Source organism: Pseudomonas sp. 3A(2025) (assembly GCF_054589175.1).
On the sequence record NZ_BAAILM010000025.1, the window covers coordinates 190,588 to 211,809 of the forward strand.

General features: G+C 61.7%; 19 protein-coding genes, 1 tRNA gene and 1 riboswitch. Of the genes, 13 read left to right on the forward strand and 7 right to left on the reverse strand.

Annotated elements, in window-relative coordinates; translation table 11 throughout:
* Position 1 precedes the first annotated feature (1 nt).
* Positions 2 to 667 carry a thiaminase II gene (gene tenA, locus ACYP2A_RS10180; RefSeq protein WP_459744866.1) on the reverse strand — a complete coding sequence of 222 codons (666 nt, stop codon included), beginning with the start codon at positions 665 to 667 and terminating at the stop codon, positions 2 to 4.
* A gap of 3 nt (positions 668 to 670) precedes the next feature.
* On the reverse strand, positions 671 to 1,318 hold the full coding sequence (locus ACYP2A_RS10185; RefSeq protein ID WP_459744867.1) for a TenA family protein: 648 nt from the start codon (positions 1,316 to 1,318) through the stop codon (positions 671 to 673).
* A gap of 41 nt (positions 1,319 to 1,359) precedes the next feature.
* A riboswitch (TPP riboswitch) is annotated at positions 1,360 to 1,465 on the reverse strand.
* Positions 1,466 to 1,535: 70 nt separating this feature from the next.
* Between ACYP2A_RS10185 and ACYP2A_RS10190 the strand changes: the two genes are divergently transcribed.
* On the forward strand, positions 1,536 to 2,387 hold the full coding sequence (locus ACYP2A_RS10190) for an urea carboxylase-associated family protein (protein ID WP_459744868.1): 852 nt from the start codon (positions 1,536 to 1,538) through the stop codon (positions 2,385 to 2,387).
* Positions 2,388 to 2,392: 5 nt separating this feature from the next.
* Here ACYP2A_RS10190 and ACYP2A_RS10195 read toward each other — a convergent pair whose 3' ends face one another.
* A complete protein-coding gene (locus ACYP2A_RS10195) occupies positions 2,393 to 3,697 on the reverse strand; it encodes a CitMHS family transporter (RefSeq protein WP_459744869.1) in 1,305 nt (434 codons plus the stop codon).
* 124 nt (positions 3,698 to 3,821) lie between these two features.
* Between ACYP2A_RS10195 and ACYP2A_RS10200 the strand changes: the two genes are divergently transcribed.
* Positions 3,822 to 4,475 carry a DUF1345 domain-containing protein gene (locus ACYP2A_RS10200; RefSeq protein ID WP_459744870.1) on the forward strand — a complete coding sequence of 218 codons (654 nt, stop codon included), beginning with the start codon at positions 3,822 to 3,824 and terminating at the stop codon, positions 4,473 to 4,475.
* A gap of 13 nt (positions 4,476 to 4,488) precedes the next feature.
* Complete coding sequence (locus ACYP2A_RS10205; RefSeq protein ID WP_459744871.1) at positions 4,489 to 5,445, forward strand: D-2-hydroxyacid dehydrogenase family protein; 957 nt, start codon at positions 4,489 to 4,491, stop codon at positions 5,443 to 5,445.
* On the opposite strand, the gene ACYP2A_RS10210 is transcribed toward ACYP2A_RS10205, so the two are convergent.
* Complete coding sequence (locus ACYP2A_RS10210) at positions 5,429 to 6,688, reverse strand: MFS transporter (RefSeq protein WP_459744872.1); 1,260 nt, start codon at positions 6,686 to 6,688, stop codon at positions 5,429 to 5,431. The genes ACYP2A_RS10205 and ACYP2A_RS10210 overlap by 17 nt on opposite strands.
* A gap of 70 nt (positions 6,689 to 6,758) precedes the next feature.
* Here ACYP2A_RS10210 and ACYP2A_RS10215 point away from each other — a divergent pair, with 70 nt between their 5' ends.
* Entirely contained in the window at positions 6,759 to 7,463 is a 705-nt protein-coding gene (locus tag ACYP2A_RS10215) for an ArsR/SmtB family transcription factor (RefSeq protein ID WP_459744873.1), read from the forward strand.
* A gap of 56 nt (positions 7,464 to 7,519) precedes the next feature.
* Here ACYP2A_RS10215 and ACYP2A_RS10220 read toward each other — a convergent pair whose 3' ends face one another.
* On the reverse strand, positions 7,520 to 9,649 hold the full coding sequence (locus ACYP2A_RS10220) for a TonB-dependent siderophore receptor (protein ID WP_459744874.1): 2,130 nt from the start codon (positions 9,647 to 9,649) through the stop codon (positions 7,520 to 7,522).
* Positions 9,650 to 9,848: 199 nt separating this feature from the next.
* Between ACYP2A_RS10220 and pncA the strand changes: the two genes are divergently transcribed.
* The 6 genes from pncA to ACYP2A_RS10250 all read left to right on the forward strand — a co-directional run bounded on the left by pncA (position 9,849) and on the right by ACYP2A_RS10250 (position 16,005).
* Positions 9,849 to 10,493, forward strand: a complete 645-nt coding sequence (gene pncA / locus ACYP2A_RS10225; protein ID WP_459744875.1) for a bifunctional nicotinamidase/pyrazinamidase — start codon at positions 9,849 to 9,851, stop codon at positions 10,491 to 10,493.
* A 92-nt stretch (positions 10,494 to 10,585) separates the two neighbouring features.
* Positions 10,586 to 11,482, forward strand: a complete 897-nt coding sequence (locus ACYP2A_RS10230) for a formate/nitrite transporter family protein (RefSeq protein WP_459744876.1) — start codon at positions 10,586 to 10,588, stop codon at positions 11,480 to 11,482.
* Between the two features lie 75 nt (positions 11,483 to 11,557).
* Positions 11,558 to 12,403 (forward strand): alpha/beta hydrolase, encoded by an 846-nt coding sequence (locus ACYP2A_RS10235; protein ID WP_459744877.1) that lies wholly within the window; start codon positions 11,558 to 11,560, stop codon positions 12,401 to 12,403.
* Between the two features lie 246 nt (positions 12,404 to 12,649).
* Positions 12,650 to 13,333 carry a response regulator transcription factor gene (locus ACYP2A_RS10240; RefSeq protein ID WP_459744878.1) on the forward strand — a complete coding sequence of 228 codons (684 nt, stop codon included), beginning with the start codon at positions 12,650 to 12,652 and terminating at the stop codon, positions 13,331 to 13,333.
* A complete protein-coding gene (locus ACYP2A_RS10245; protein WP_459744879.1) occupies positions 13,311 to 14,696 on the forward strand; it encodes a sensor histidine kinase in 1,386 nt (461 codons plus the stop codon). The genes ACYP2A_RS10240 and ACYP2A_RS10245 overlap by 23 nt, the downstream gene beginning before the upstream one ends.
* A 121-nt stretch (positions 14,697 to 14,817) precedes the next feature.
* A complete protein-coding gene (locus ACYP2A_RS10250; RefSeq protein WP_459744880.1) occupies positions 14,818 to 16,005 on the forward strand; it encodes an MFS transporter in 1,188 nt (395 codons plus the stop codon).
* On the opposite strand, the gene ACYP2A_RS10255 is transcribed toward ACYP2A_RS10250, so the two are convergent.
* On the reverse strand, positions 16,002 to 16,760 hold the full coding sequence (locus ACYP2A_RS10255; RefSeq protein ID WP_459744881.1) for a glycine-rich domain-containing protein: 759 nt from the start codon (positions 16,758 to 16,760) through the stop codon (positions 16,002 to 16,004). The two genes, ACYP2A_RS10250 and ACYP2A_RS10255, sit on opposite strands and share 4 nt — an antisense overlap.
* A 221-nt stretch (positions 16,761 to 16,981) precedes the next feature.
* Here ACYP2A_RS10255 and ACYP2A_RS10260 point away from each other — a divergent pair, with 221 nt between their 5' ends.
* Both ACYP2A_RS10260 and solA read left to right on the forward strand, forming a co-directional pair.
* Entirely contained in the window at positions 16,982 to 18,565 is a 1,584-nt protein-coding gene (locus tag ACYP2A_RS10260; protein WP_459744882.1) for an aldehyde dehydrogenase (NADP(+)), read from the forward strand.
* 443 nt (positions 18,566 to 19,008) lie between these two features.
* Positions 19,009 to 20,178 (forward strand): N-methyl-L-tryptophan oxidase, encoded by a 1,170-nt coding sequence (solA, locus tag ACYP2A_RS10265; protein ID WP_459744883.1) that lies wholly within the window; start codon positions 19,009 to 19,011, stop codon positions 20,176 to 20,178.
* A 62-nt stretch (positions 20,179 to 20,240) separates the two neighbouring features.
* Here solA and ACYP2A_RS10270 read toward each other — a convergent pair whose 3' ends face one another.
* Positions 20,241 to 20,915, reverse strand: coding sequence for a Bax inhibitor-1/YccA family protein (locus ACYP2A_RS10270; protein ID WP_459744884.1), 675 nt, complete (start codon positions 20,913 to 20,915; stop codon positions 20,241 to 20,243).
* A 135-nt stretch (positions 20,916 to 21,050) separates the two neighbouring features.
* Between ACYP2A_RS10270 and ACYP2A_RS10275 the strand changes: the two genes are divergently transcribed.
* A tRNA-Ser gene (locus ACYP2A_RS10275) sits at positions 21,051 to 21,138 on the forward strand.
* The last annotated feature ends 84 nt before the right edge of the window (positions 21,139 to 21,222 follow it).

The window sequence follows — 21,222 nt, forward strand, 5'->3', positions numbered from 1 at the left end:
CTCAGCCCTGTACCGCGTCCAGCCCCATCTGCCAGAAATCGGCTTCCAGCCGTGAAGCCTTGCCGAAGACCCCGGCCAGTTCATCGAAGCGTTGCTCGGTCATGCTCCGCGCGGCCAGCTCGTCCAGGTGCCGGCGCGCGTCGGCGGCCACTTGCTGATAGCCGTCGCTTGCATATTCGGCGATCCAGTCGCGGTACGGATGATCGGCCAGCGCCTCGACGCCCTCGGGCGCCAGGGCGCGGCCGATGACCGCGTAGCCGATCACGCAGGGTGCCAGCGCCGCATGCAGTTCAAGCAGGTCGCCGGCCGCGCCGCAGTCCAGCACATAGCGGGTGTAGGCCACGGTGGCCTGATGCTCGGGGGCAGCGTCCATGGCCTCGCGTGCAATGCCCCAGCGGGCGCAGAGCCGCACATGCAGTTCGGTCTCGTTGAGAATTGCCGCCAGCCCCGCCTGGGCGGCGCGGATATCGTCCAGGGTGCGGCTTTTGTAGGCCGCCAGCGCCCACGCGCGGGCGAACTGGATCAGAAACAGGTAATCCTGAATCAGGTATTGGCGAAACGCCGCGTGCGGCAAGGTGCCGGCGCCCAGTTGCTGGACGAAATCATGCTCGACATAACGCTTCCAGTCGGCAGCGGTAGCGTGGGTGAGGCGGTCGAAAATATCCATGCTTCAAGCCTCGATGTCGTAGGCAGTGTCGAAAAACTCGCGCTCAAGTTGCACGGCGCGCAAAAAGAAATCGCGACTCAGGGCCTCTTCGGCAGGCCCCACGCGGTCCAGCTCGGCACGCAGAAAGTCGATGAAGTCGCGAAAGAACGGGTTGTCGTGCAAGGTGATCCACTCGGCATGCACGAAGTTGGCTGGCAAAGGCTGCGGTGCGCGGCTCGCCCAGTCCAGGTACAGCCACTCGGCCACATTGAGCACCGCCAGCGCCGCTGCATAGGAACGGGTGGCCGCTGCCTCGCGCATGATTGCCTTGAATCCGGCGGTGGCCGCCGCATCCGGCGCTTCCAGACGCTGCTGTTCGGTAATGCCCAGCGCCTCGAACGAGCGCAGGAAGTAGGTGTTTTCCTCGCCCGAAATCATCCCGGCAAAACGCCCCAGCCGCAGGCGTGACTCAAAGCTGTCGGCCGTGGCAATCGCCGCGCCGAGCAGGGTCAGGAAGCTGTCGAGAAAGCGGTGGTCTTGTATCAGGTAACGGCCCATGACCCGCTCATCGACAGTGCCGGCAAACAGTTCATGGACAAAGCGGTGCTCGACGGCAGCCGACCAGGCGGGCTCGCTCTGACGGCGCAGGGTTTCGGTAAATCGTTCGTTCATGGGGCTGGGCTCTCTGCAGAGGAAACAGGAGACCGGCAAAAAGGCAGGTTCAATCCCATCCCTTCGCCGGCATTATCCGGATCAGGTTCGAAGGGTCATCGCTACAGCGATTTCTCAGCCCGGATACGGGCTCCCCTTGGTGCAGGCATCTATACAGCAGGTGCAAGTTATTGTCATCTTGAATACCTGCCATCGCCCCCAACCCCGAGGACTCACCATGTACAAGGACTACCCCGCCGCCTATCAAGTCAGCAAAGGCAGCGCCCTGCAGGTCGACACGGCCTTTTATGAGCGCATTCGCGATCACAAGGAAGGCCGCACGCTGGTCGAGCAATTCGAGGTGCCGATTCGTACCGGGCGCGCCTGGAAAGTGCCGGCCGGGCATGTGTTCCGGGTGACCACGCCGGTCGGCCCGCAAGTCGGCGACTTCAATGTGTGGAACGCCAACGATCCGCGCGAGCGCATGTGGGCGGCGCGCACCCGGCAGTTGCAGGGCGCGCATGTCAGCACCCATGACCGGTTGTGGTCGAACCTGCCGTTTTTGCGGCCGATGGTCACCATCACCGACGACAGCCTGGCCGACTATGGCATCGACGAACACGGCGGGCGCTTGCACGACCTGCTGGGCACACGCTGCGATCCGTATGTGAACCGCATGCTCACCGGCGAAGACTTCCACCACCATTGCCACTCCAACCTGACCCGCGCCGTGCTGCCGCATGGCCTGACCGAGTTCGATGTGCACGATGTGCTGAATATCTTCCAGTGCACCGGCCTTAACCACGACGACCTGTATTTCATGAAAGCCTGCCCGGCCAAACAGGGCGACTACCTGGAGTTCTTTGCCGAAATCGACCTGCTCTGTGCGCTATCGACCTGCCCCGGTGGCGACCTGTCGCTGCCGATGTGGGGTCCGGACGCCGAAGACCCGCTTACCGTGTGCCGGCCGCTGGGGGTCGAAATCTACAGCCTGCCGCCCGCGTTGCTTGAAGGCTGGCAGCCGCCGGCGCGGGCTGCCTATAACGGCAATCATGGCTTGCTGATTCCCAAGGCGCCCTGGGAGAAATAAACGCTTCAGACAAAAAAGGACAACGCCCCGGTCAACAGTGCCAGTGCGGTGAGGACCAGCGAGGTCAGCACCGCCCACTTGACCGTGGCTTTCTGAAAATCGCCGATGTCGCGCCCCACCATGCTCACCAGCAGCAGGGTCGAGGCTACCAGCGGGCTCATCAGATGCACCGGCTGGCCCAACACCGAGGCGCGGGCAATTTCCACTGGCGAGATGCCGTAAGCGGCGGCGGCATGGGCCAGAATCGGCACTACACCGAAGTAATAGGCATCGTTGGACAGCACGAAGGTCAGCGGCATGCTGGTGATCGCCACCACCAGCGGAAACCAGCGCCCCCAGGCTGGCGGAATCCAGTCGACCAGGGTTTGCGCCAGTGCATCGACCATTTTGGTGCCCGAGAAAATCCCGGCGAATACCCCGGCGGCAAACACCAGCAGCACCACGGTCATGGCATTGCCCGAATGCGCCAGGATGCGCTCTTTTTGCACGTCCAGTTGCGGGTAGTTGATCATCAGCGCCGCCACAAAGCCGATCATGAACAGGATCGCGGCGTGCATCACGCCCAGCACCAGCGCAACCATCACCGCCACCACCAGCAGCAGATTGACGTAAGCCAGATGCGGGCGCTTGTGCGGGGTGTTGCCCAGAATCGCCTCGATGTAGCAACTGCCGCCACCGGATTGCAGGCTGATGATGCCGATGCGCTTGCGCTCGGCGCGGCCCAGCAGGAACGCCGCGAACACCACCCAGGCCGCACCGCCGATCACGGTCGGCAACAGCGGGATGAAGTACTCGCTGGCGTCCAGGCCCAGCGCAGCAATGACCCGCGTGGCCGGGCCACCCCAAGGGCTCAGGCCGCTCATGATGCTCAGCGACAGCATCGACACAGTGGCAAGAATCATCGGGTTCATGCCGATGCGCGTGTACAGCGGCAGCATCGCCGCGCAGGTAATCATGTAGGTGGTGGTGCCGTCGCCGTCCAGCGCCGCCAGCAGCGAGAGCAACGCGGTGCCGACCGCGATCCTGACCGGGTCACCCTTGACGTGCCTGAGGATCCTGCGGATCAGCGGGTCGAACAGCCCGGCGTCGATCATCAGGCCGAAAAACAGAATGGCAAACAGCAACAAGGCGGCAGACGGCTCGACCAGTTTCAGGCCGTCGAGCATCATCTGACCCAGACTCGGCGCAAAACCACCAAGCAGCGCAAAGACAATAGGCACCCCGGTCAGGGCAACGATAGGTGAAAGGCGTTTGCTCATGATCAGGTAGGTAAACACCACGACCATGGTCAGACCGAGTAGTGCAAGCATGGGTTTTCTCTTGTTGTTTCTTGTTATTTCTTGTAGTTGCCGCCGCGCGGCCAGTGCGCGAGGCGGCATGCTACCAGTGCGACCTGCTAATGTGTGTCCACTTATGTTTCGGTGACCACCCGCCATGCCGCACATCGCCCGCACCCACCCTCGCCTGACCTGTTCGACCGTGATCGGCCTGCTGGCCGGCATCGGCACAGCCTTGCTGATGCCGTCGTCGAGCGTGATCCAGAATTGCCTGATTGGCTGGAATGTCACGGTGTGGCTGTTTCTGGCGCTGATCCTTGGCCGCACCTTCAAAAGCAGCGCCGCCGATGTCAAACGCATTGCGGCGATCGAGGACGAACATGCCGGCACGGTTTTGCTGACCGTGTGCCTCGCCGCGCTGGCCAGCCTGGCGGCGATCATTGTCGAGCTGGCCAGCAGCAAGGCCCTGCACGCTGATCATCAGGTGCTGAAACACAGCTTTACCGGCCTGACCATCGTTGGCTCCTGGCTGTTGATCGGGGTCATCTTCAGCCTGCATTACGCCCGGCTGTTCTACACCTCGCCCGGCGCAAAACCGGCGCTGAATTTTCCCGATGGCGAAAAACACCCCGACTACTGGGACTTTCTGTATTTCTCTTTCACCTTGAGCGTGGCGGTGCAGACCTCCGATGTCGGGGTCATGACCCGCGCCATGCGCAAAGTGGTGTTGGCGCAAAGCCTGATCGGCTTCATCTTCAATACGGCGATTCTGGGCCTGACCATCAACCTGGCGGCCGGATTATTCAATTGACGGAGACTCATAGATGACCTTGCTGAACATTGCGGTGCTCGACGACTGGCAGAACGTGGCCAGTGAGGTGGTGGACTGGTCGGTGCTTGAATCGATTGGCCAGGTGAGTTTTCTGCACGACTACCCCGCCGACACTGAAACCCTGGCCGAGCGATTGGGTGCTTACCAGGTGATCTGCGTGATGCGCGAGCGCACGTTGTTCGATCGGACACTGCTGGAGCGCCTGCCCAATCTGAAACTGCTGGTCACCGGCGGTATGCGCAATGCCGCCCTCGACGTCAAAGCGGCGCGGGAACTGGGCATCGAGGTCTGCGGCACCGACAGTTACAAACATGCCGCACCCGAGCTGACCTGGGCGCTGATCATGGGCATTACCCGCAATCTGGTCAGCGAAGCCAACGCGTTGCGCGCCGGTGGCTGGCAGGTCGGCCTGGGCAGTGACCTGCACGGCAAGACCTTGGGGTTATTGGGGTTGGGCAGCATCGGCAAGTGGATTGCCCGCTACGGCCAGGCATTTGGCATGCGGGTGATCGCCTGGAGCGAGAACCTCACCGAAGAGGCTGCCAGCGAGGTGGGCGTTACCCGTGTCAGCAAGCAGGCACTGTTCGAGCAGGCCGACGTGTTGTCGGTGCATCTGGTGCTCGGCGACCGCAGCCGCGGGCTGGTGGACACCCAGGCGCTGGGCTGGATGAAACCGGGCGCGTACCTGATCAACACCTCACGCGGGCCGATCGTCGATGAAGCAGCGCTGATCGACACCCTGCGCCAGCGCCGCATTGCCGGCGCGGCGCTGGATGTGTTCGATCAGGAGCCGCTGCCGGCCGACCATCCGTTTCGCACGCTGGACAACGTGCTGGCCACACCCCATGTCGGGTATGTGACCGAACACAACTACCGCACGTTTTTCGGCCAGATGATCGAGGATATCCAGGCCTGGCACGCGGGCGCGCCGATCAGGGTATTTGCCTGAACATTTTGCCGAATGGGCGCGCGGTACAACCGCGAGAAAATGCCAGGATCGCAAGTAGTTGTGCCGCCGCTGCGGCGATTACAAGGGCGATGATTGCCTCGCCCGGATCCGGAAAATTCGAGCGTATGAGGCCGAAGGACGCCGGAGCAAAAGCATAGGTGGCTTGACTGATCGCCACCATCAAGGCGATCACCCTGGCGGTTTGTTCGCGGCTGAACTCGGTTTGTGCGATCAGCGGTGGCAGGGAGGTGGCGTTGCCGATGCCCGAACCGATCAGCAGCACCGCCAGCCAGGCCACGGTCGGGTGACTGTTCAGGCCAAGCAGCATTAGCGTCCCGAGCATCTGGATGGCGTAGCCCAGGCAGGCCAGTTGACGACGGTCGGTGCCCCGAGTCATCAGGCGTGCGGCAAGGTAACGACCACCCAGTGCGCTGGCGGTGGCAAGGCCCATGGCGAACGAGGCGTCACGGGCGCTCATGCGTCCTGCCAGGATCGAATACAAGTGCGCGATCAGGCCAATCTGCGCGAACAGTCCCAGCGACATACCGGCGGCCAGGGTCCGAAACCTCGCTGACCGGAGGGTCTGTACGGCAGTCCAGGGCGCGACGCTGGCGCTGGTTGCGATGGGATCCGGCAGTGCGGCGTTGTCGGGATGCTGGCCCAGGCTTTGCGGGCTTTTGTTGAACACCAGAAAGGCAAAGCTGCCCATCAGCACCACTGCGGTGATGGTGATCATCAGCGCCGCCGTGCCAAAGCCAAAGCGCTCGATCAAAAACACCCATAAGGGCGAGAAGATGACCCCGCCCATGCTGGCACCGTTGTATGCCTTGCCCAGCGCCTGGGGTCGCTCCTTGACATACCAAGGGGCAATCAATGTATTGACGGCGGCGGCGCCGAGTGTGACCCAGCCGATACCCGAGCAGATGGCGCCGGCATACAGCACCCATAGCTGGTTGGCCTGAGCCCAGATATTCACCCCGACGCCCAGCACGATGCTGCCCAGCAACGTGATGGCAGGTACTCCGAAGCGGGCATAAATGCGCGGCAAGTTGGCAATGACCACGGTGCCGCTCAGGAAGTGCAAGGTGACGGCTGCCGATACCTGTGCGATTGGCCAGCCAGTACGCTCAATCACGGCCTGCATATAAACAGGCGGCCCGTAAAAACCTGTGCCCCATCCGACCACGGCCAGGATGAACGTACACACTAGTACGGTTTGTCCAAAAAAACGGGGGGTCTTCATCGCCAGCGCCTCCATGTTGGCGCATAGGTTATGCTCGCGGTGTATGTTTCAATTCGAGGAGCATCGAACAATGGATGTTGAGCCATCCGAAATACGCTTGGCCAATGTTGCCTCGGCGATTGCCGATCCCGCCAGGGCGCGCATGTTGTGCTGCTTGCTGGATGGCCGAGCCCGTACGGCCACCGAACTGGCTGTGGTGGCGCAAAAGAGTCCTTCCACGGCGTCCAGCCATTTTCAGAAACTGTTGGAGCAAGAGCTGGTGACGCTGGTTTGCCAAGGCAAGCATCGCTACTTCCAACTGGCAAGCGCCGAGGTCGCCAGGGCATTGGAAGGACTGTTGTCGATCTCCTCATTCGAGGTGCCGGCGTTCAAGCCCTCCACGCCTGGCCATCTGCGCCATGCACGCACCTGCTACGACCATTTGGCCGGGGAAGTGGGGGTCATGCTGCACGATGCCTTGCTGGTGGGCGAGTGGATGTGCCAGGAGCAGGGCGATTATGGACTGACCCCCAAGGGCATTGAGCACCTGACCCGACTGGGCATGGACCTCACTCCCGACACCCGGACGCGGCGACGGTTTGCCTTTCCCTGCCTGGACTGGAGCCAGCGCTGCGCCCATGTAGGCGGCACACTCGGCGCGGCATTGCTGGGCCATATGGTGCGCGACAAATGGCTCATGCATGCCCTGGATTCGCGTGCATTGACAGTCACTGCCAAAGGCCGCAAGCGCCTGGCGAGCGCGTTTGATATCCAGCTGGGCGCTTGTGGCGTGTAAGGATGGCAATCCTGGCGGGGCAAGCGCTTCGCGGCCGCCAGGAAATGCAGGGCTGCTTATAGCTTGTACGAAATCCCCACCTGTAACGTGCGCGGGGCGCCGGGGTAGGCGTAGATGTTGCCGAAGGCGCCTTCTTCATAGTCTTCATCGAAGACGTTTTTCACGTCCAGGTTCAGGCGCACGTTGTCGTTGACCTTGTAGTACGAGAGCAGGTCGACCACGGTGTAGCTGTCCATGCTGAAGTTCGGTGTATTGGCCGTCTGGCCGGCGCGATCATCGACATAGCGCGCGCCGCCGCCCAGGCCCAGTCCGCGCAGCGGGCCGTCCTGGATTTCGTACATGCTCAGCAGGCTGACGCTCTGTTTCGGGATGTTCACCAGTCGGGTGCCATTACGCAGGGTGTTGTCCTTGGTCACTTGCGCATCGACATAGGCGTAACCGCCGATGACCTTCCAGGCCGGGGTGATATTGCCCACCACGTTGAGGTCGAAACCACGGCTGCGCACTTCGCCAGCCGCGATGCTGAACGTCGAATCCAGCGGGTCGGTGGTCAGTACGTTTTTCTTGTCGATCTGGTAGATCGCCGCTTCCACGCTCAGCTGTTTGTCCAGCACTTGCCATTTGGCGCCCAGTTCATAGGCCTTGCCTTCCTCCGGATCGAAGCCGCCACCGACACGTGCAGCGCCGGTATTGGGCTTGAACGAGCGTGAAGCGCTGGCGTACAACGCCAGGTCTTCGGTCAGGTCATAGGTCAGGCCCAGGCGTGGAGTGACGGCATTCTCGCTTTTTTCCCACGGCCTGACGCCGGTGACATACGACTCGTAGTCATGCTCGAAACGCTCGAAACGCGCCCCGACCAGCAATTTGAGACGCTCGGTCAGGCTGACCTGATCCTGCACGAAGGCCGCCCAGGTCTTGAGGTTTTCCTTGTCATGGGTGGGCGTGCGGGTCAGCGCCGGGCGCGCCTGGCCATACACCGGATCATAGATGTCGATGGCATAGGTTCCGGCAGCCCCGCTGGAGCGCATGATGATCGACTTGTAGTCGTAGTCTTCGTACTCGACACCGGCCAGCAGAAGATGCTCGAAACCGCCGGCATTGAAGTGCCCGGTGATGTTCAGTTGCACATCGCGATCAGTCCACTCCAGCTTGCGCCAGTTGAAGTTGCGGCTCAGGGTGCGGCCGTCGGCGCCCAGGCTGTTGGCTTCGATGGCATTGCCTTGCAGGCTGCCATCAAGCACCTGCACGCCACCGCCCAGGGTCCAGTTGTCGTTGAGGTCATGCTCGAAACGCAGCTGTGCCATGTTGTTGTCGTTGTGCAACTTGCCGGCGTCTTTCTCGCCCCAGAAGGTATCGCGCGAGGCGGTGCCGGTCTGCGCCGGGTAGCGGGTCAGGCCACGGTCCAGCGGATGGTTGTTGCGCATGAAGTCACCTTCGAAGGTGATGCGCGTGGCGTCGTTGACCTGCCAGCTGAGTACCGGAGTCACGGCATAGCGTTCGGTCTCGACATGGTCGCGGAAGGTCTCGCCGCCCTCGCCCAGTACGTTCAGGCGGTACGACAGCCGGCCCTCTTCGTCCAGCGGGCCGGTGGCGTCCAGCGTGCCGCGGTACATGCCCTGGTCGTTGAGCTGGCTGCCCAGGGTGACCGAACGCTCGCTCGACGGCTGTTTGGACACCACGTTGAAGGTGCCGCCGGGATCGCCGCGCCCATAAAGAGTGGCAGCAGGACCGCGCAGCACTTCCAGACGCTCGATGGTGTTGGCGTCGGGCATGTTCGGGTAGCCACGGTTGATCGGGAAACCATTGCGGTAGAACTCGCCGGTGGTGAAGCCGCGCACGGTGATGGTGGTCAGGCCCTGGCCACCAAAATTGTTGGCGCGGCCGACGCCACCGGCGTAGTCCAGCGCGTCCTGCAAGCGCGTGGCACCCAGGTCTTCGACCGCTTCGCGGGTGACGACGCTGATCGACTGCGGGGTTTCATGAATCGAGGTGTCGGTGCGCGTAGCACTGGCCGAACGGGTGGCCTTGTAGCCCTGCACCGGGCCGGTGGCGCGTTCGGTGTCGGTCGCCGCGTTGACATCGGTGGCCTGCAATTCTATGGAAGGCTGGATGACCTGGGTCTGATCCGCCAAGGCAGGTAAAGCGAGTGCCTGCAAGGCACAGAATGAAACAACAATACGACGCATCGACAAGCGTGCTCCTGATGTCTTTTCTTTTTAGAGAGAATCGAGCCGTGTTCGGCCCTGATCGTTTTTTGTGACAAATGTTACAGAGTTGTATTTGTTATTGATACGTATTGCCAAATACGAATCTGTGCATTTCTTCTCAATCAGCGCGATTAACAGGCACACTTCTCTTTTTCCTGGCCATAACCGGAGCCCGACGATGTCCATTCACTCACCCAGCGACCGCCGCTGCGCCCTGTTGGTCATCGACATGCAATACGACTTCATGCCCGGAGGTGCGCTGGCGGTCACCGATGGCGATGCATTGGTGCCGCTGATCAATCGCTTGGGCCAGCAGTTTTCCCGCGTGATCATTACTCAGGACTGGCACCCGGCCGGGCATATCTCGTTTGCCTCCAGTCATCCAGGCCATGAGCCATTTCAGAGCATCCCTCTGCCCTACGGCCCGCAAACCCTGTGGCCGGTGCATTGCGTGCAGGGCAGCCATGGCGCGCAGCTGCATGACGACCTTGATCTGCCACACGCGCAGTTGATCTTGCGCAAGGGCTGTAACCCGCACATCGACAGCTATTCGGCGTTTCTGGAAGCAGACCGCACGACACCGACCGGCCTGACCGGCTATTTGCGCGAGCACGGCATCGACACGTTGTACGTGGTCGGCCTGGCGCTGGACTTCTGTGTAGCGTGGTCGGCGCAGGACGCCTGCAAGGCCGGTTTCAACACCTATGTGGTCGAGGATGCCTGCCGCGCCATCGACCTCAATGGCTCACTGGCCAGCGCCTGGCAGGCCATGAGCGAGCTGGGTGTGCAACGTCTTCAAAGTGATGCCCTGATCGACCGATAACACCCGTGAACGCGGGCGAACGACGCAGCGGGCCATCTGTCTGATCGGATAACAGATGGTCCCCGTTAATTTCTCGCGTGCAGGAAGTGGTAATGGACGAACAAGCAGACGGCAAGACCCCCGGCCTGTCAGCCGAAGAAGAGCGCGAGATCGATGAAAAGCTGCCGCCACGCGCGGCGGTGCTGCACGAAACCATACGCATCCAGGGCGACCATGAACTGGAGCGCACGGTGGCCGCCTTGTGGTGGTCGGCACTGGCCGCCGGCCTGACCATGGGCTTGTCGTTGATGGCCATGGGGCTGTTGCGCTCGCACCTGGGCGACAGCGACAGCAGCCATGTGATCGCCAGCTTTGGCTATTCGGCAGGTTTTCTGGCGGTGATTCTGGCGCGCCAGCAACTGTTTACCGAAAACACCCTGACCGCCGTGCTACCGGTCATGAGCAAGCTGACCCTGAATAATATCGGTCGCTTGCTGCGCCTGTGGGGCGTGGTGCTGATCGGTAACCTGGCCGGTACTATATTGGTGGCCTGGGTGATGCTGCGCCTGCCGATTTTCGACACCCAGACCGACACGGCCTTTCTCGAAATCGGCCGCAAGGTCATGGAAAACGATGTCGGCAAGATGTTCGCCAAGGGCATCGTCTCCGGCTGGATGATCGCCACCATGGTGTGGATGATCGCCTCGATGGAAAACGCCAAGATCGCGATCATCGTGATGATCACCTACCTGATGGCGCTGGGCGACTTCACCCACATCGTGGTCGGCACGGCGGAAGTGTCGTACCTGGTGTTCGCCGGCGAAGCGAGCTGGTCCGACTTCTGGCTGGTGTTCGCAGGTCCTACGCTGGCCGGCAATATCATCGGCGGCAGTTTTATCTTCGGCCTGCTCAGCCATGCGCAGATCCGCAGCGAGAACGACGTGACCGCCAAGCGCGAGCGCGACAAACGCAAGCTGCTTGAAGAGGTGCGCCGCAGCCGCCAGGAATAAAGCGCTGCCACGGTTGATACCGCCAGGGTTCGCCATTAGTGTGTCGGCCTTTCTGCCCGACGCCCAAGGTGTGCCATGTCGTTATCGAAAATGCTCAACGTATTCGCGGCGCTTCTGCTGGCAGGCCTGGCAGCAGCAGCGCACGCGGAACCGGTGAGCCTGGCAGGCACCGAGCAATGGACGATGACCAGCGCCGAGGGCCGCGACTACCGGATCATGATCAGCCTTCCGGAGGGCGATGTGCCGTTTACCGGCGGCTATCCGGTGATTTATCTGCTCGATGCCAATGCCTACTTTCCGGCCTTTCATGCCGCCAAGCGCGCGCAGAAGCGCCTCAAGGGCTCGATTGTGGTCGGCATCGGTTACCCGAGCGACACGCCGCTGGACTTTGTCCGCCGCGCGTACGATCTGTCGCCGCCGGCGCCCGAGTCACGTAATACTCCGCCGCAAGGTGGCCAGGATGAGTTCCTGAATTTCATCGAACAACGCCTGATGCCCAAAGTGAACGAGCGCTTCAAGGTCGATCAGGATCAACGCAGCCTGGTGGGCCACTCGTTCGGCGGCATGCTCGGGGTCTATACCTTGTTCACCCGCCCTACCCTGTTCCAGCACATCGTCGCCATCAGCCCGAGCCTGTGGTGGAGTGATCGCTACCTGCTGGCCTACGAGCGAGCCTTTACCCAGCAAGCCCATGCCGGAAAACTGGACCTGACCCACAGCAGCCTGAAGCTGTTGATCGGCGACCGCGAAATGCCCCAGGCGATTCAGGACACCCGCTCGCTGCAACGGCGGCTGGAGAACCTGTCGCAATACGGGCTGCGCAGCGATTTTCAGCTCGAAGCCGGTGAGGATCATTCCTCGGTGCCGTTTCGGGTTACCACACAGGTGCTGGATGAGCTGATCAGCACCCGCCGGTTTTAATACCTGCATGCGGCCATAAGGTCAGCATCACGCTTTCTTCAAAGCGCCTCTAAAAACGTAGGCGAGGCAGTCAGCGCAAGGCAAAAACAGGCGAAGAAGCGGAGTTTACGGGTTGTAAATGAGCATTCTGAGCCTGTTTTTAACGCAGCGATGGCAACGCAGGTAGTTTTTAGAGGTGTCTTTCAGGAAATTTTCAGGTTGTGACAGGCAAGATACCGCTTTGTCCGAATCTTTCAGGCGTACAGCATGACCCGAATCCTGGCAATCGAAGACGACGCTGTTACCGCAAAAGAAATCGTTGCTGAGCTCAGCAGCCACGGGCTGGATGTCGACTGGGTCGACAACGGCCAGGACGGGCTGGCCAAGGCCGTCAGTGGCGATTACGACCTGATCACTCTGGACCGCATGTTGCCGCAGGTCGATGGCTTGACCATCGTTACCCGTTTGCGCGCCCAGGGCATCAGCACGCCGATCCTGATGATCAGCGCCTTGTCGGATGTCGACGAGCGCGTGCGTGGCCTGCGTGCCGGCGGCGACGATTACCTCTCCAAGCCGTTTGCCTCCGACGAAATGGCCGCACGGGTCGAAGTGCTGCTGCGCCGCCACAGCCCGGCCAGCGAGCAGAAAAGCCAGTTGCAGGTCGCCGACCTGGAGCTGGACCTGCTCAGTCGCGAGGCCAGGCGTGGCGAGCGGGCGCTGAACCTGCTGCCGACCGAATACAAACTGCTGGAATTTCTGATGCGCAACCACGGCCAGGTCGTGACCCGCATGATGATTTTCCAGGAAGTCTGGGGCTATCACTTCGATCCGGGCACCAACCTGATCGATGTACACATCGGCCGCCTGCGCAAGAAAATCGATGCCCCCGGCAGTACGCCGTTGATTCGTACTGTGCGCGGGACCGGGTATGTCATTAGCGAATCTGCCTAAAGGCTGGCGCTCGTCCAGCAGCCGCCTGCTGGCGCTGTACAGCACGTTGTTCGTGGCCTGGAGCAGCATTCTGCTCGGGGTTTTGTACTGGGAAGTCAAAGGCTATCTGGACCAGATGGCCCGCCACTCGCTGATCCAGCGCCAGCAACTGTTCGCCCGCTTCGAAGGCCAGGACCTGGTCGAGGCGCTGGTGGCCAGCATGGCCTTCGATAAACCCGCCGTGGACGCCTTTGGCCTGTTCGATGCACGCCTGCGGCCGCTATTCGGGCCGATCCGGCAGATCCCGGCCAACCTGCCGCTGGACGGACAGATTCACGAACTGGGCAGTTGCATCGCCTCCACCGATCCCAATGTGCCGCGCAGCAGCTGTGCGGCGGTGGCTACCCGTACCCGCGCCGGTAACTGGCTGATTCTGGTGCGCGACAACGGTTCGTTGTTTGCGGTGTCGACCCTGATCCTGCACGCCCTGCTCTGGGGGCTGTCGCTGACGATATTGCCCGGTGTGGCCGGCTGGTACTTGCTGCGACGCCGGCCCTTGCGGCGTATTCATGCGTTGCAGGCCAGTGCCGAGGCGATTGTCAGCGGCGACATGAGCAAGCGCCTGCCGGTCTCGGCCCGCCGTGACGAAGTCGACATGCTGGCGCTGATCGTCAACAACATGCTGGGGCAAATCGAGCGGCTGATGAACGAGGTCAAGGGTGTGTGCGACAACATCGCCCACGACCTGCGCACCCCGCTGACCCGCCTGCGCGCCCGCCTGTATCGCATTCAGCAAGAGGCGCCGGACTCGCCGCACAGCCCGGAAATCAGCCAGGTCATCGCCGAAGCCGACTCGCTGATGGCACGCTTTCGCGGCCTGCTGCGCATCTCCGAACTGCAGGACCAGCGCCGCCGCTCGGCCTTTGTGGCGCTCGACCTTGGCGCCTTGCTGCGTGAGGTGCATGACTTCTACCTGCCGCTGGCCGAAGAAGGCGAAATGACCCTGCTGCTGAACCTGGACGAGCCACTGCCGGCGGTAGTCGGTGACCGCGCGCTGTTGTTCGAGGCGCTGGCCAACCTGCTGGACAACGCGATCAAATTCACCCCGGCCGGCGGCACGGTGGCCTTGAGCGCCAACGCCTGGCAAGGCACGCCATGCATTGAAGTGCAGGATTCCGGCCCCGGTATTCCCGAAGCGGAACGCCAGATAGTATTCCAGCGCTTTCACCGCAGCGAGCAGGACAACGAGCAAGGCTTCGGGCTGGGATTGTCGCTGGTGGCCGCCATCGTCGAACTGCACGGGTTTGGATTGCGAATCGACAACAGCCCGTACGGTGGAGCCAATCTGATCCTGGCGTGCGGGCCGGGTACGCCGCTGGCGTGAATGTGTACACAGCTAGTAGGACCGACTTTAGTCGGGAACGGTGGCGCTGCGGTTCCCGACTAAAGTCGGTCCTTGTCACCGCCCGGTCGGTCCTACGAACGTTCCAGAGCCCTTCTCGATCATGAGCCTGTCTTCTACCTCCCCCGCCACTCCCATGACCCGCGCCCTGGTGCTGCTGTTCGCGTTCTGCTGCGGCGCCATCGTCGCCAATATCTACTACGCGCAACCGATCATTGCCTTGATCGCCCCGGACCTTGGCCTGTCGCCGACCCTGGCCGGGCTGATCGTGTCGTTGACCCAGATCGGCTATGCGGTGGGCCTGTTTTTTCTGGTGCCGCTGGGTGACCTGCTGGAAAACCGCCGGCTGATGATCGCCACCGCCTTGCTGGCGGTGCTGAGCCTGGCCGGCGCAGCCATGGTCGAACAACCGAACCTGTTTCTGCTGCTGTCGTTGCTGGTGGGTTTCAGTTCGGTGTCGGTGCAGATCCTGATTCCACTGGCCGCGCATCTGGCGCCGGAAGAATCGCGTGGCCGTGTCGTCGGCGGCATCATGGGCGGCTTGCTGCTGGGTATTCTGCTGGCCCGGCCGCTTGCCAGTCTGGTCGCCGATCACTTTGGCTGGCGGGCGGTGTTTGCCATGGCAGCGCTGGTGATGATCGGCATCTGCATCGTGCTGGCGACCACCATGCCGCAACGCAAGCCACAGCACAGCGCGACGTATCCGCAACTGCTGGCCTCGCTGTGGCACTTGCTGCGCGATCAACCGGTGCTGCGCCAGAGGGCGTTTTATCAGGCCTGTATGTTTGCCACCTTCAGCCTGTTCTGGACCGCCGTGCCACTGGAACTGGCGCGTAATCATGGCCTGTCGCAAAGCCAGATCGCCCTGTTTGCCCTGGCGGGCGCCATCGGTGCGGTGGCCGCGCCCATCAGCGGGCGGCTGGCCGACGCCGGTTACACCCGGCAAACCAGCCTGGCAGTGTTGCTGCTGGCCGCGCTGTGCTTTTTGCCGGCGCTGAGTCCACTGGGCGCCAGTGTCATCGGCCTGGCGGTCACCGGCATCGTCCTGGATTTTTGCGTGCAGGTGAACATGGTGCTGGGCCAGCGGGCGGTCTACGCCCTGGACGCCAACAGCCGTAGCCGCCTGAATGCGCTGTACATGACCAGCATTTTCATTGGCGGCGCGGCGGGTTCGGCGATGGCCAGTGTGTTGTTCAATCACGGTGGCTGGGGCTGGATCATGATTGCCGGCACGGTCTTGCCGGCGTTGGCGTTGCTGGCGTTTATCAGCAATACGCTGCGTACGACCTAATCACCGCCGCCACCGCCACAGCCTCCACCGCCACATCCGCTGCTGTCACTGCTGCTTCCACTGCCCGAGCCGGAGTCGCTATCGTGACCGCCGCCACAACCGGAATCGCCGGAACCGGTGCCGGAACCAGTGTCGCCAAACGACCCCACCAGGTCGCCGCCGCAATAAATCACCCCACTGTTGCTGCCATTGTCGCTGCTGGCGCGGCGCATGCCCTGGCAGTCGAGCACGTATATGAAGCCGCTGGCGATCAGCAGTTTCGCGTCCAGGGCAAACAGCAGCGGCAGGCGCAGGGCCGAGCGCGGGTTGAGGTTTTCGTCGCGGCAGGCATGCCACCATGTGCGGCGCAGGCCAGCGTTGCCTTTCTTGTCGGCCTGCTCACCCAGCGCAGCGGCAGGGGTATGGTGGAGAAAGTGCCCGAACGCCTGCTTGCAGAAATCCTCGTAAGAGCGGGTATGCAGGATGAATTCGTGCCACAGGTCGTCGACCACCTGCGAGGGCATCGAGATATAGCGATAGCCGCTATGGTGATAGGCGAGGAAGAACTGGCGCAGACCCTGGGCGACCAGTTGGCAATCCTTGATCGTCAGGTGCGGATGCCGATGGCGCAGGGTTTCGAACAATCCTGCGGGCAAAACGTAATGGCGAATGACCTGTTCGCGGCGCAAGCGTCTGCCACGTGTCAAGGAGCGGTTCAGCCTGATCAATCCGTACACCGCCATGATTGCAGCAACGACCAGCCACACATAGATCATATCCATACTCCAGAGCAGATGACGGCCGCAGCTTAACACTGAGTGGCAGTTGCGCACCCGATACCGAGGTTGTACGATGACTGCTGACCTATCGATGCACCGGAGCGGCCTGTGTGCAGCTTGCTCGTTCCACCCTCACTCCATCCGCGATTCGGCAACCCAAAGGGAACGCAGGTTCGTTGAAGATCCCGGCGCCCATGTCAAAACAACAGGAGATACCGATGTCCACCCTTCTCGGCCATAACTTCATCGGCGGCGCCCGCAGCGCCCTTGGTCAGACCCAGCATCAAAGCCTGGACGCGACCACCGGCGAAGCCCTGCCTTACACCTTTGCCCAAGCCACCGACGGCGAAATCGACGCCGCTGCCAAAGCCGCTCAAGGCGCGTTTCATGAATTCCGTCAACTGAGCCCTGCACGTCGCGCCGAGTTCCTCGATGCCATCGCCGATGAACTGGACCAACTGGGCGACGATTTCGTTGCCGTTGTCTGCCAGGAAACTGCCCTGCCGCAAGCCCGCATCCAGGGCGAGCGCGGTCGCACCAGCGGCCAGATGCGTCTGTTTGCACAAATCCTGCGCCGTGGCGACTACCTGGGCGCGCGCATCGACCTGCCGCTGCCGGACCGCAAGCCACTGCCACGCGTCGACCTGCGTCAATACCGCATCGGCGTGGGCCCGGTGGCCGTGTTCGGCGCCAGCAACTTCCCGCTGGCCTTCTCCACTGCCGGCGGCGACACCGCAGCCGCGCTGGCTGCCGGCTGCCCGGTGGTGTTCAAGGCGCACAGCGGCCACATGGCCACCGCCGACTTGGTCGGCCAGGCGATCATCCGTGCCGCCGAGCGCACCGGCATGCCTAAAGGCGTGTTCAACATGATCTTCGGCAACGGTGTGGGCGAAGGCCTGGTCAAGCACCCGGCCATTCAGGCGGTCGGCTTCACCGGCTCGCTGAACGGCGGTAATGCCCTGAGCAAAATGGCCGCCGAGCGCGCGCAGCCGATCCCGGTATTCGCCGAAATGTCGAGCATCAACCCGGTCATCGTGCTGCCTGAGGCGCTGAACGCCCGTGGCGAAACCGTTGCCAAGGAACTGGCCGCCTCCGTGGCCATGGGCGCTGGTCAGTTCTGCACCAACCCGGGTGTGGTTATCGGCCTGCGTTCGCCAGCCTTCACGGCATTTCTGGAGCAACTGGGCGAGCACATCGGTGCCCAGGGCGCACAGACCATGCTCAACGCCGGCGGCCTGCGCAGCTACAGCAAGGGCGTCGAGCACCTGCTGGCGCATCCAGGCGTCACCCACCTGGCCGGCAAGGTCCAGGAAGGCAAGCAAGCCCAGTCGCAGCTGTTCAAGGCTGACGTCAGCCTGCTGCTGAACGGCGATGAACTGCTGCAGGAAGAAGTCTTCGGCCCGACCACCATCGCCATCGAAGTGGCCGATGATGCCGAGCTGAAAAGCGCCCTGCTGGCCCTGCGTGGTCAGCTGACTGCCACCCTGATCGGCGAGCCTGCGGACCTGACTGGCTACCAGTGGCTGCTGCCGCTGCTGGAAGACAAGGTCGGTCGTATTCTGGTCAACGGTTACCCGACCGGTGTCGAAGTGTCCGACGCCATGGTCCACGGTGGACCGTACCCGGCCACCTCCGACTCGCGCGGCACCTCGGTGGGCACCTTGGCCATCGACCGCTTCCTGCGTCCGGTCTGCTACCAGAACCACGCCGACAGCCTGCTGCCACCGGCCCTGCAAAACGCCAACCCGCTGGGCCTGCGTCGCCTGGTGAATGGTGAGTGGAGCGACCAGCCGATCGCATGATCTGACGGCGGGTAATCCGAAAGGCGCGGCCCGATGAGGGTCGCGCCTTTTTTGTGGGCGCCTGTTTTACAGGCACGCCAGCGCAGCAGGTGGCCGCATGCCAGCCAATGCCAAAAAATCCATTTCTGTGCGCCATTTCGCAGTTGAAAACGTTCCATTGCCCCCTTGCTTTATAAGCACCAGCAAGCACTGATCAATAATTAACCACACACCTATAAGCCACGTATTTAAAGGCTTTGGCAAAGTTACCCACAGACATACCCACGATTTTCGTGGACAACTTTTGAAGCTTTTTCGAACCCTAAATGACAAATAAAAGCAAGCGACCGATGGTCACATCGACTATGGAAAAGGCCGCTGCAAATCGATCTTGAGGCCCGATAAAAGGTTGATTTTTCGCCGCCCTGCCGCTGAAATGACTGATTTTTCAAGGCAGACAGACCATGCAGCAGCACTATGACGTGGCCGTGCTCGGCCTGGGCGCGATGGGCGCCGCCACGGTGTATCAACTGGCCAGAGCCGGGGTGAAAGTCGTCGGTATAGACCGCTTTGCACCGCCTCACACCCAAGGCTCCAGCCATGGCGACACGCGGATCACCCGCCTGTCGAATGGCGAAGGCCCGCAATACCTGCCGCTGGTGCGTCGCTCGCAACAGCTATGGCGTGAGCTTGAGGCGTTGTCTGGGGAGTCGTTGTTTGAGCAGTGCGGCGTGCTGGTGATGACCTCCAGCAAGACCTATGACCCGCAGGACACCGAGGACTTTACCCACAGGACCATCGCCCTGGCACAGGCTTATGGCATTGAACATGAAGTGCTGACGGCAGACGAGATTCGCCGGCGTTTTGTACAGTTTTCCCCAGTGCTGGACAGCGCCATTGGCTATTTCGAGCCCGATGGCGGCTACCTGCGGCCGGAGCGCTGTATAGCGGTGCAGTTGCAACTGGCCGCGCAGCATGGTGCGACCTTACGCCTCAACGAAACGGTCACGACACTTGAGAATGAAGGTTCACGGGTAAAAATCAGCACCGACCAGGGCGTGATTGTGGCCGACAAGGTGATTGTCAGCGCCGGCATGTGGTCGGCCGGTTTGCTCGGCGCACCGTTCGACTCGCTGCTGCGGGTCTGCCGACAAGCGCTGTACTGGTTCGAGATTGAAGACCCTGCTGTGTTCGCGCCCGACTCGCCCAGTTTTATCCTCACTCACGGGCCGGGCTTTACCGATGTCAATTACGGCTTCCCGCCCCTGCCTGGCGAGGGCAGCATGAAGATCGCCACCGAGCAGTACCACCTCGACAGCAACCCCGAGACGCTGGATCGCACGATCGATGCCGAACAGATCGAAGCCCTGTACCGCACCCAGGTTCAGGACAAGATTGCGGGATTAAGGTCCAACGCGGTCAAGTCCTCGGTGTGCGCCTACACCGTGACGCCGGATTACCACTTCATCGTCGACGAGCACCCGCGCCTGCAAAACGTCACCGTGGTCTCGGCGTGTTCCGGGCACGGCTTCAAGCATTCGGCCGCGCTGGGCGAAGCGCTGGCGCAGCGCTGCATGAAGGGCAGCAGCGAGATTGACCTGTCGGCCTTTTCACTGCATCGCTTTGCCGTTTGAGCGCTTGAGCCAGACAGCAAAAAGCCCGCTTTCGCGGGCTTTTTGTGAGGCAAGGACTGCAATCAGTCGTCGCGGCTCATGATGCCGAAGATCTGCAACAGGCTGATGAACAGGTTGTAGATCGATACATACAGGCTGATGGTCGCCATGATGTAGTTACGCTCGCCACCATGGATGATCGCGCTGGTCTGGAACAGGATGCATGCCGAAGAGAACAGCACGAAACCTGCGCTGATCGCCAGTTGCAGGCCGCTGATCTCGAAGAACAGGCTGGCCAGTACGGCCGCCAGCAGCACGAAGAAGCCGGCAGTGATGAAGCCGCCCAGGAAACTCATGTCCTTGCGGGTCATCAGCACGTAGGCCGACAGGCCACCGAACACCAGTGCGGTCATGGCGAAAGCCGAACCCACCACTTCAGCGCCGCCGCTCATGCCCAGGTAACGGTTGAGGATCGGGCCGAGGATGAAACCCATGAAACCGGTCAGGGCGAAGGTCGAAACGATGCCCCACACCGAGTCACGCAGCTTGGCGGTGAGGAAGAACAGACCATAGAAGCCGATCAGCACGACGAAGATGTTCGGGTAGCGCACGCCCATCTGCTGGGACATGAACGCCATGACGCCGCTGAAGGCCAGGGTGATGGCCAGAAGGCCGTAAGTATTGCGCAGGACACGACTGACCTCGAGCTGGTCGGCCTCCTGCGTACCGGTTTTGAGAACGTAATCCTGTTCGCGCATGGCGAGCTCCTTACTGTGGATAAGCTTGCTGTGAAATGACAAGTTGCAAAGATCATAACAGAGGCGTCATCACTCACCACCCGGAGAGTTTGACAGCTTGTTACATTCGGGTATTATGGCGCCCGCAGCAATAGTGGAGGTATGGCCGAGTGGTTTAAGGCAGCAGTCTTGAAAACTGCCGACTGTAACAGGTCCTAGAGTTCGAATCTCTATGCCTCCGCCATATTTGATAGCACAAAGCCCTGATCGTTCAGGGCTTTGTCGTTTCCGGGGTTTGGGTTTTCAGCACCCAGCCCATTACGCGTCC

Bases quoted from the DNA above. Each gene is read 5' to 3' on its own strand.
- ACYP2A_RS10200 (WP_459744870.1), top strand. From the start codon at position 3,822: ATGCCGCACATCGCCCGCACCCACCCTCGCCTGACCTGTTCGACCGTG.
- ACYP2A_RS10260 (WP_459744882.1), top strand. From the start codon at position 16,982: ATGTCCACCCTTCTCGGCCATAACTTCATCGGCGGCGCCCGCAGCGCC.
- ACYP2A_RS10215 (WP_459744873.1), top strand. From the start codon at position 6,759: ATGGATGTTGAGCCATCCGAAATACGCTTGGCCAATGTTGCCTCGGCG.
- solA (WP_459744883.1), top strand. From the start codon at position 19,009: ATGCAGCAGCACTATGACGTGGCCGTGCTCGGCCTGGGCGCGATGGGC.
- ACYP2A_RS10245 (WP_459744879.1), top strand. From the start codon at position 13,311: ATGTCATTAGCGAATCTGCCTAAAGGCTGGCGCTCGTCCAGCAGCCGC.
- ACYP2A_RS10240 (WP_459744878.1), top strand. From the start codon at position 12,650: ATGACCCGAATCCTGGCAATCGAAGACGACGCTGTTACCGCAAAAGAA.
- pncA (WP_459744875.1), top strand. From the start codon at position 9,849: ATGTCCATTCACTCACCCAGCGACCGCCGCTGCGCCCTGTTGGTCATC.
- ACYP2A_RS10255 (WP_459744881.1), bottom strand. From the start codon at position 16,760: ATGATCTATGTGTGGCTGGTCGTTGCTGCAATCATGGCGGTGTACGGA.
- ACYP2A_RS10230 (WP_459744876.1), top strand. From the start codon at position 10,586: ATGGACGAACAAGCAGACGGCAAGACCCCCGGCCTGTCAGCCGAAGAA.
- ACYP2A_RS10195 (WP_459744869.1), bottom strand. From the start codon at position 3,697: ATGCTTGCACTACTCGGTCTGACCATGGTCGTGGTGTTTACCTACCTG.
- ACYP2A_RS10270 (WP_459744884.1), bottom strand. From the start codon at position 20,915: ATGCGCGAACAGGATTACGTTCTCAAAACCGGTACGCAGGAGGCCGAC.
- ACYP2A_RS10190 (WP_459744868.1), top strand. From the start codon at position 1,536: ATGTACAAGGACTACCCCGCCGCCTATCAAGTCAGCAAAGGCAGCGCC.
- tenA (WP_459744866.1), bottom strand. From the start codon at position 667: ATGGATATTTTCGACCGCCTCACCCACGCTACCGCTGCCGACTGGAAG.
- ACYP2A_RS10185 (WP_459744867.1), bottom strand. From the start codon at position 1,318: ATGAACGAACGATTTACCGAAACCCTGCGCCGTCAGAGCGAGCCCGCC.
- ACYP2A_RS10220 (WP_459744874.1), bottom strand. From the start codon at position 9,649: ATGCGTCGTATTGTTGTTTCATTCTGTGCCTTGCAGGCACTCGCTTTA.
- ACYP2A_RS10205 (WP_459744871.1), top strand. From the start codon at position 4,489: ATGACCTTGCTGAACATTGCGGTGCTCGACGACTGGCAGAACGTGGCC.
- ACYP2A_RS10250 (WP_459744880.1), top strand. From the start codon at position 14,818: ATGAGCCTGTCTTCTACCTCCCCCGCCACTCCCATGACCCGCGCCCTG.
- ACYP2A_RS10210 (WP_459744872.1), bottom strand. From the start codon at position 6,688: ATGAAGACCCCCCGTTTTTTTGGACAAACCGTACTAGTGTGTACGTTC.
- ACYP2A_RS10235 (WP_459744877.1), top strand. From the start codon at position 11,558: ATGTCGTTATCGAAAATGCTCAACGTATTCGCGGCGCTTCTGCTGGCA.